Here is a 2122-nt window from a genome sequence, read left to right as displayed (position 1 = left end):
GTTGATTTTAAAATTTATTTTCTACCTTTGTCACACTATGCGGCAGTAAATAATATAATTAGAAATACGAATTCAAGTTCTTGTGGTACATTCTACCATCAAGGATGTATTTTTTATGTGATGCATTTCTACAAAGCATCCGCTATATTATTTACAAAATCAAATGAAAACTATAAATATAGGTATTCTTGCACATATTGATGCAGGAAAAACCTCCATTACTGAGAACTTGCTATTTGCTAGTGGAGCAACTGAGGTACGTGGAAGTGTGGACAAAGGTAATACCACAACCGATTCGATGGATATTGAAAAACGAAGAGGTATCACCGTTAGAGCTTCTACAACGTCTATTCAATGGAACGATACAAAGATTAATATTATCGACACTCCTGGACACATGGACTTTCTAGCAGAAGTGGAACGCACTTTTAGAATGCTAGATGGTGCTATTCTTGTGGTGTCTGCTAAAGAGGGTATTCAAGCTCAAACGAGATTGTTGTTCAATGTCTTGCAACAACTAGAAATTCCAGCCATTCTATTTATCAACAAAATAGATAGAGAGGGAGTAAATCTAAATCAGCTTTATTTCGAAATACAAAATAGCCTTTCAAAAGATATTCTTCTTATGCAATCCGTTGATGGCAAGATTTTAACTTCTAGCTGTACAATACACAACATATCAGAAAAGGACAGAGAAACAATTTTGGAGAAAGATGATTCTTTGCTTGAAAAATACTTAAGCGATACGCAACTCTCAAATTCAGACTATTGGAGTTCAATGATTCATCTTGTTCAATTCGCTAAACTACATCCTATCTACCATGGCTCAGCAATGTATGGCATTGGTATCGAAGATTTGCTAAACTCAATCACTACTTTTATTGAAACATCTCTACCTCAAGAGAACGATTTATCTGCCTATGTCTATAAAATTGAGCATAATAAGAAGGAACAGAAACGAGCCTATCTAAAGATTATAGGGGGAAGCCTTAGAACAAGAAAATCATACAACCTCAATGGCTCAGATGAGAATCTGAAAATAAGAAGTTTAAAGACCTTTTACGCTGGAAACGAAATAGATGTAGATGAAGTTTCTACAAACGATATTGCAATTTTAGACCATGCCGAAAGTCTGATGGTAGGTGATTATTTAGGAACAATGCCAAGTTTATTTGATAAATTGAATATTCCTAGTCCTGCTCTCAAATCATCTATACATCCTGCCAAAGTAGAGGATAGGAGTAAATTAATTTCTGCTATGAATGTATTATCGGTAGAAGATCCATCTTTAACGTTTGGTATCAATGCTGATAATAATGAGCTAGAAGTTTCTCTTTATGGAGCAACTCAACGGGAAGTTATTTTGACTTTGTTGGAGGAGCGATTTTCGGTAGATGCTTACTTTGAAGAGGTGAAAACGATTTATAAGGAACGTCTGAAAACGAAATCGGAATACACCATTCATATCGAAGTGCCACCTAATCCTTATTGGGCATCTATTGGCTTGATTATAGAACCTTTGCCAATCGGTGCGGGACTTACGATAGAGAGCGATATTTCATTGGGCTACTTGAATCAATCTTTTCAGAATGCAGTATTCGATGGAGTCAAGAAAGCCTGTGAATCGGGTTTGTATGGCTGGGAAGTAACCGACCTTAAAGTCACTTTTTCTCACGGAATCTATTATAGTCCAGTGAGCACACCTGCCGACTTTAGAAGTTTAGCTCCCTATGTTTTTCGATTGGCTTTACAACAAGCTGATGTTGAGTTGTTGGAGCCAATCTTAGATTTTAAATTGCAAATTCCAATAGCTGTGAATGCTAGGGCTATTACAGACATCAACAAGATGCAAGGCGAAATATCTACTATTACTTCAGATGGTGATTGGACTACTATTTTGGGTGAAATTCCTTTAGATACTAGTAAAGAATACTCAGCAGAAGTCAGCTCCTACACTCAAGGCTTGGGCATTTTTGTTACTCGATTTTCGGGCTATCAAATCACCAATAAAAAGGTAAGCAGAAGTGTAGAACTGAATGAAAAAGATAAATTGATGTATATGTTTGAGAAGGAATTAGGATAAGAGAATGATAAGCAAAATAATCAAAGAATGCATTCTCGC

General features: G+C 36.1%; 1 protein-coding gene. It reads left to right on the top strand.

Annotation, left to right across the window (positions count from 1 at the left end):
* Window positions 1–163 precede the first annotated feature (163 nt).
* A complete protein-coding gene (gene tet(36) / locus H4K33_RS16250) occupies window positions 164–2083 on the top strand; it encodes a tetracycline resistance ribosomal protection protein Tet(36) (RefSeq protein ID WP_088656287.1) in 1920 nt (639 codons plus the stop codon).
* Window positions 2084–2122: the final 39 nt, after the last annotated feature.

Source organism: Myroides sp. WP-1, assembly GCF_014145635.1.
Classification (GTDB): Bacteria; Bacteroidota; Bacteroidia; order Flavobacteriales; family Flavobacteriaceae; genus Flavobacterium.
Note: the sequence above shows the minus strand (reverse complement) of the source record. Positions and strands in the feature narration are given on the sequence as shown.